This window comes from Pseudomonas sp. (genome assembly GCF_050739655.1).
In the GTDB taxonomy this organism is placed as follows: domain Bacteria; phylum Pseudomonadota; class Gammaproteobacteria; order Pseudomonadales; family Pseudomonadaceae; genus Aquipseudomonas.
Genome location: NZ_JBOIBY010000608.1, coordinates 1 through 5,960, shown reverse-complemented (window position 1 = coordinate 5,960; position 5,960 = coordinate 1). Strand labels below are relative to the sequence as shown.

Sequence of the window (5,960 nt, the reverse complement as noted above, 5' to 3'; positions counted from 1 at the left end):
TGGGAATGCAGCCCGGGACGCTCTGCGTCCCAATCAAGAGCCGAACGCGGAGCGTCCGTTGAGGCATTCCCACGCAGAGCGTGGGAACGATCCGCACCGTTCGAGCCACAGCGTCGTGACACAGGTTTATAATCCGCCCGCTTGCCAGACATTGAGACCGGTATGACCGCCATCCACATCAAGTTCCCCTCCCTGACGATCAAGGCCGGGCCGCGTGCAATGGCGCGCATTCGTGCAAACGGCTTGAACGCCGCCGACGTCGGCACGCTGCCGGGCGCGGCGGGTGGTCCGAAAGCACTGGGCATCCAGGGGCTGGATCTGGCGTTGTTCGGTGACTGGCTGCCATCGGCCCCACGGGAGCGTTCGCTGATCGGTGCTTCCGTCGGTTCCTGGCGCTTCGCCAGCGCCTGCCTGCCAGACGCCGCCGAAGGCATCCGCCGTCTCGGCCACCTTTACACCGAGCAGAACTTCGCCAAAGGCGTGACCATGGCGCAGATCAGCCAGAGCTCGCGGCGCATGCTCGATGACTTGCTCGACGGTCGCGATGCCGCTCTGCTGAACAACGCCCATTACCGATTGAACATCATGGTGGTCAAAAGCCACGGCCTGCTCGCCGATGATCATCGCGGCCGCCTGGGTCTGGGCCTGTCGTCGGTGATCGCTGACAACCTGCGCGGCCGCGCCCGGTTGTCGCGACATTTCGAGCGACTGATCATCCACGACCCGCGCCTGGCGCCGCCGGTCAATGCGTTGAACGACTTCCCGTCACGCTTCGTCGCACTCGATACCGATAACCTGCGCCAGGCCCTGCTCGCCTCCGGTTCTATCCCGATGGTAATGGAAGGCGTGCGCGACCTGCCGGGTGCCGGCGCCGGCACGTTCCGCGACGGTGGTCTGCTGGACTATCACCTCGACCTGCCCTACAGCGGCGATGACATCGTGCTCTACCCACATTTCACCGACCGGGTGATTCCCGGCTGGTTCGACAAAACCCTGCCGTGGCGTCGCGCCTGCCCGACGCGCTTGCAAAATGTGTTGTTGCTGGCGCCGTCGAAGGAATACCTCGCGCGCCTGCCCTACGGAAAATTGCCCGACCGTAATGACTTCAAACGCTTCATGGGCGACGCCCCGAGCCGGCAGAAATACTGGCGCACAACCATGGACGAAAGCCGCCGCCTGGGCGACGAGTTCCTCGAACTGGCCGCCAACGGTCGCCTTGGTGAACGCCTGCTGACCCTTTAGTCAGGACAAGCTGTTAAACTCGCCGCCTGCCCGAATCGCTGCGGCGAACGCCACCTGAACAGAGCTGAAACCACTGTGGAAATCTTCAAAGATTCCACGGTAGCCTCCCGCCAAAAACCTCCCCGTATCAAAACCCCCTTTAAACCACCGATTTCAGCGCCTTTCGAGTATCGCCGCGTACCACGCGATACCTTCCCAGTTGCGCTAGGTTAGTACATCATCCAGTACATTGAAAAACGACCATCGAGAGGATGTACTAGTGGCACTCACGGATACCGCCGCCAAGCAGGCAAAGCCAAAGGAAAAGGCCTACACCCTTCCCGATGCCCTCGGCTTGTCGCTATATGTGGCGGCAAGCGGCATCAAGAGCTGGCACTTTCGATTCACCTGGCTTGCAAAACAAGTTCGAATCTCATTCGGGACTTACCCTGAAACGGGTCTGAAGGAAGCGCGCGCGCGCAGAGACGAGGCGCGAGAGGACGTTGCGAACGGAGTTGATCCGCGCAACTCGAGACGGGAGAGGAAGGCCGAGATGATCGAGGCCGGGGGCCGCACCTTTCGCCGGGTGTATGACGAATGGCTAGCTTTCAGGAAGGGAAGTATTTCGCCTGGCACCTACAGGGTGATCAGCAATGCCATGGAGCTGGATGTGTTGCCAGCCTTTGGCGACCGGCAAATTGACGCGATCAAGCGGGTCGACGTCATCGGCTTGATTCGACGCGTTGAGAAGCGTGGATCGGTAGCCACTGCTGTGAAGGTGCGCCAGCGCATGAGCCAGGTTTTCAGCTATGCGATTGCTACCGGACTGATTGAGGCGAACCCAACAGCCGAGATGCATGCTGTGACCGAGAAGATGGGGCAACACAAGCCCCATCCGTTCCTGCCCTTCAGCGAGATGCCGACCACCATGGCAGCGATCCGTGACTGCGCGGCAGGCCATCAACTGAAGACGGCGCTTATGTTGATGATCTACACCGCTTCGCGCCCTGGCGAAGTGCGCCACGCTGAATGGTCGGAAATCGACCTCGATGGCGCGACCTGGACGACACCGGCCGCCAAGATGAAGATGCGCAGGGACCATTCGGTCCCGCTGTCGCGCCAGGCGATCGAGCTGCTGCAAAGCATGCTGGCAATCACGGGCGGACAGCGCTACGTGTTCCGGAACCGCAACATCCAGACGGCGCCGATCGGGACCAATTACGCGAACAACGTTATGGATTCCTGCGGGCTCACCGGCAAACAATCGCCTCACGGCTTCAGGCACTTGTTCTCCACCGAGATGAACGGTCGTGGATATAACCGAGATTGGATCGAGCGCCAACTCGCTCACGCTGACAGCAGCGTTATTCGTGACGTCTACAACCACGCCACCTACCTGGTGCATCGCCGGGAGATGATGCAGGAATGGGCCGACCTCGTTACCCCCAACCCCTAGCACCCCATGCACGCAGTACCCTTGCAAGACCCTCTGTATTGGCCGTAATCATTGGCGCTCGCTGCAACCGACTGCCTATAAGAGCTGACAAGTGCGTGAGAAAGTCACGCAAAAGTCACGCACGCCTTCTTCGGCGTCCTGCCGACATCAAACTCCCCTGCTAACCTGATTTCCAAAACCAAGGAAATCCTATGCCAAATTCAGACCTGCTCCCCTCCCTACTGTTCAAGATCAACGAGAACCAACTCGCCCTCGAGGCGGCGATCATGGAATTGTCAGAATGGGTCGAGAAACACGGAGGAGCCGAGGTCGCCGAGAACGTACGTGGCGCCATGGTCGCAATCGACCGCAACGAGGAATTCATCAAGATGACGCTCGCAGTGATGATGAGTCCGGAGTAGCCAGGGACGCGCAGTGCGGATTAGCTGGCGTATTCAAAAGGCGCTAGACAAGGGGTTTCAGCGCTGTTTGAGACCCCGGAAAGGCCCTCAAGGGAACATCAGTTGGTACAAAAAGTGGTACGAGTGCAACTCTCCTTCCCCGGCGTCCTGCCGACCGAAACCAATCCCATGCGAGAATTGCTACGCACCCAATCTTGCATGCAAAAGAATCACATCAACCATGGTGTGGTGCTCGTAGTCGTCGAGTTTATCGCCCCTCTTCAACTTTTCAGCAATTCCAATCAGGAGCTCATGGTCTGAGTCTCCGATTAAGCTGAGAGCAAACTCCAGAAGCTCTCCTTCGAGAGGCTCATTCTGATTGAGCTTGCGTTTTACATGGCCGCATTTAGCGCTGATGCTTTTCATATGAACACCCGTTGCTGTCGGAAGACTCTCAGCGACCCTAGCATTGGTGAACTAGTTGGCAAAATTTTGAACGCAATAGGCCAAATGACACACGCTTAAAATAAATTCGCCCAAACTCAATAAACGTTGGTCCAAACGGTTGCGTATTGGGGAAGAATTCCCCGCTGCAAATCTCACCTCCGGCGTCCTGCCGAACGAACACAATCCACCTATCGCAGTAGTGAACCGCCGATTTAACGCTGATATTCTCGCTGCCACGTTCGCCAGGCATTAAGGGATGCAGGCGAAAATAGAAGCCCCGAAGCCGCGAACCTTCGGGGCTTTGCATTTCAGGGCCTCGCTCGCGAATGGCGTGACATTTACAGACATCACTTTTCTCCAGGCAAAAAAACCGCTCAATGGCGGGATTTCGGTTGTACTTTTCAGCGCTCGTTACGAGCGAGTTTTGCAAGAGGCAACGGCGCTGGATTTGGCGCTTTCTTACTGGCTACGAGCCACCGGAGAAATTAGATACGATCAGTTCACCAGCCAATACAACCGTGCTTAGCCCGTATACCAACAAAATCAGTATGTGTTGTAGGGTAGGTAGCTTAGCCTCGTTAAGCAGGTGCATCCCATGTCGCTCATTGAGCACCAGCAAGAATACCCCAACGACTACCAGTGATACCCCGCTGGCATATGGTCCCCACCAAAGGAATCCACTCTGCTCTCTGCCATAGACACGTACTCCAATCGCGACGATTACGGCGGCTACTGCAAAATTCTTGTAATGATCAAAGATTGCCTTCACGGCTCTTTCATTCTTCATTACGCGTCCAAACAAGCTGAACATACTGTCCCCTTAATAATGTGAGACGGCATTTTGCTATTGGCTTACCATTTTTTCCATGCCTCATCCCAATCAGGAAGACCCACTGTTTGGCCTTTCAAAGTGTGAGTGCAATCGCCTAGGTACTGGATGCAGCCGTCAGTGACGAACGAATGACAGCTCAAAGGCCGTGGCTCAACATGCCCGCCTGCCATCAGCGTCGCGTGCTCGTCTTCCGTCAGGTGCTGAACACCAGTAACCAGCACAGAAGGCGTGAACGTAGGCGAGTCAGGATTTCCGTTGTAGCCCCAGTTCGGACCGGGCGTATTGGGGGAGTTGACCTTAATGCTATGAGGACCATCGCAACCTGGGCAGAAGAACCAGATCGATCCATCGACGCCCTGGCCGAGGCAGCGACCAAGAGTTTTAATTTCGCTCATGGCACATCCTTGAAAAAGACATGACCGCCAAGTTTCAGCGTCTGCTTGGCGCCTTTCGCCCAGACCGGTGGCTTCGGCATTGTGGTCGCGTAGTAATGCGTGGCGCCGCCAGTAGGATCAGGCACTTTGCCGTCGATCACCTGGTCAGCGGCGATCCGCGCTTGCGCGAGTTCGCGGAACGGGATCTGTTTCGCGCCACTCAGGTAGGCGAAGTTCGGGTCGTTTCTGTTCCAGCAGCTGAACTGGTAGGGCTTTTGGCATACGCCGGCATAGCCCTCGCCCCACCACGACTGGGCCTTGCCGTCGTTCGCACGGTTGCGGATGGTCCAGGCCACTGCGAGCTGGCCGGCCAGGGATTCGCCGCGGGCCTCGCCCCACAGCGTACGGGCAAGGATGTCGCGGTCTTTCTCGGTGATTGGCATCACTTTTCTCCAGGCAAAAAAATACCCGCTCAATGGCGGGTGCGTTGTGCTGCGTGGTCGATCTAGATCAGGCCGCCAGCCAATGATTGGGGATCGGCCACGATAACAGGCACCGCCGGCTCAACCGGCCACACTGGCGCGGCGTACCAGGTAGGCTGCACGGTGACTTTGCCCAGTGCGAACTTGTAGGCTTTCCAGGCTTTCAGATTGATGATCAGCGCGGCCTGCTCTGCCTCATCCTCTTCAGTCGCCTCGCCCGCATCAATGCCATAGCCAAGCGTGTCGATCCGATCCTGAATTCGTGCGATTTGCGCCAGCGCCTTGGCATTCCTGGCAGATAACTCAGCTTTCGCTGCAGCCAGCTGTGCGGCCTCCGCGGCGGCGTCCTTCATGGCCTTAGTAATGAGTTGCGACCAGTCGATATTCATTCAGCGTCCTCCGCTGTTGCTTCTGTTGATGGCTCCGGCAGGGGAGCAGGGAAAACTACCGGGCCATCCGGAACGTTTTCCAGCGGGACAGGAAAAGCCTGCTCGGGGCTGTAATTCCATGGGTTTGGCAGGAGAAGAATGATCTTCAATTCACCATCGACTTTCTCCACATCCCCAGCGAACCATTCGGAGTGGATCGCCGAGTTGGGCAAAGTGTCACCCTCGCCCATCTGCGAAAAATCGAAAACCTCACCATTCACGGTAAGAACGCTACCCACCTTAATGACCTCTATAGCATCGTCACGGCGCTGAGGCCGAAGCTCAATTCTCATTAAAACCATCTCCCGTGAATGACGTAATCAGTGGTCGGAACAGCAGA

The 5,960-nt window shown here is 57.3% G+C and carries 9 protein-coding genes; 4 read left to right on the top strand and 5 right to left on the bottom strand.

Translation table 11 applies throughout. The features are described 5' to 3' along the window. Positions 1–162: 162 nt before the first annotated feature. The 3 genes from ACRESJ_RS29185 to ACRESJ_RS29175 all read left to right on the top strand — a co-directional run bounded on the left by ACRESJ_RS29185 (position 163) and on the right by ACRESJ_RS29175 (position 3,078). Positions 163–1,242, top strand: coding sequence for a patatin-like phospholipase family protein (locus ACRESJ_RS29185; RefSeq protein WP_431760976.1), 1,080 nt, complete (start codon positions 163–165; stop codon positions 1,240–1,242). 259 nt (positions 1,243–1,501) lie between these two features. Then, positions 1,502–2,677, top strand: a complete 1,176-nt coding sequence (locus ACRESJ_RS29180) for a tyrosine-type recombinase/integrase (RefSeq protein WP_431760975.1) — start codon at positions 1,502–1,504, stop codon at positions 2,675–2,677. Positions 2,678–2,868: 191 nt separating this feature from the next. After that, entirely contained in the window at positions 2,869–3,078 is a 210-nt protein-coding gene (locus ACRESJ_RS29175) for a hypothetical protein (RefSeq protein WP_431760974.1), read from the top strand. A gap of 180 nt (positions 3,079–3,258) precedes the next feature. Here the strand turns inward: ACRESJ_RS29175 and ACRESJ_RS29170 are convergent, their stop codons facing one another. Then, a complete protein-coding gene (locus ACRESJ_RS29170; RefSeq protein ID WP_431760973.1) occupies positions 3,259–3,483 on the bottom strand; it encodes a hypothetical protein in 225 nt (74 codons plus the stop codon). 277 nt (positions 3,484–3,760) lie between these two features. Here ACRESJ_RS29170 and ACRESJ_RS29165 point away from each other — a divergent pair, with 277 nt between their 5' ends. Next, a complete protein-coding gene (locus tag ACRESJ_RS29165; RefSeq protein ID WP_431760972.1) occupies positions 3,761–4,030 on the top strand; it encodes a hypothetical protein in 270 nt (89 codons plus the stop codon). A gap of 326 nt (positions 4,031–4,356) precedes the next feature. On the opposite strand, the gene ACRESJ_RS29160 is transcribed toward ACRESJ_RS29165, so the two are convergent. The 4 genes from ACRESJ_RS29160 to ACRESJ_RS29145 form a co-directional block, all read right to left on the bottom strand. Then, on the bottom strand, positions 4,357–4,731 hold the full coding sequence (locus ACRESJ_RS29160; protein WP_431760971.1) for a DUF6527 family protein: 375 nt from the start codon (positions 4,729–4,731) through the stop codon (positions 4,357–4,359). Continuing rightward, complete coding sequence (locus tag ACRESJ_RS29155) at positions 4,728–5,153, bottom strand: cell wall hydrolase (RefSeq protein WP_431760970.1); 426 nt, start codon at positions 5,151–5,153, stop codon at positions 4,728–4,730. Before ACRESJ_RS29155 ends, ACRESJ_RS29160 begins: the two co-directional genes overlap by 4 nt. A 62-nt stretch (positions 5,154–5,215) precedes the next feature. Then, complete coding sequence (locus ACRESJ_RS29150) at positions 5,216–5,581, bottom strand: phage tail protein (RefSeq protein WP_431760969.1); 366 nt, start codon at positions 5,579–5,581, stop codon at positions 5,216–5,218. Further along, entirely contained in the window at positions 5,578–5,913 is a 336-nt protein-coding gene (locus ACRESJ_RS29145; RefSeq protein WP_431760968.1) for a hypothetical protein, read from the bottom strand. Before ACRESJ_RS29145 ends, ACRESJ_RS29150 begins: the two co-directional genes overlap by 4 nt. Positions 5,914–5,960: the final 47 nt, after the last annotated feature.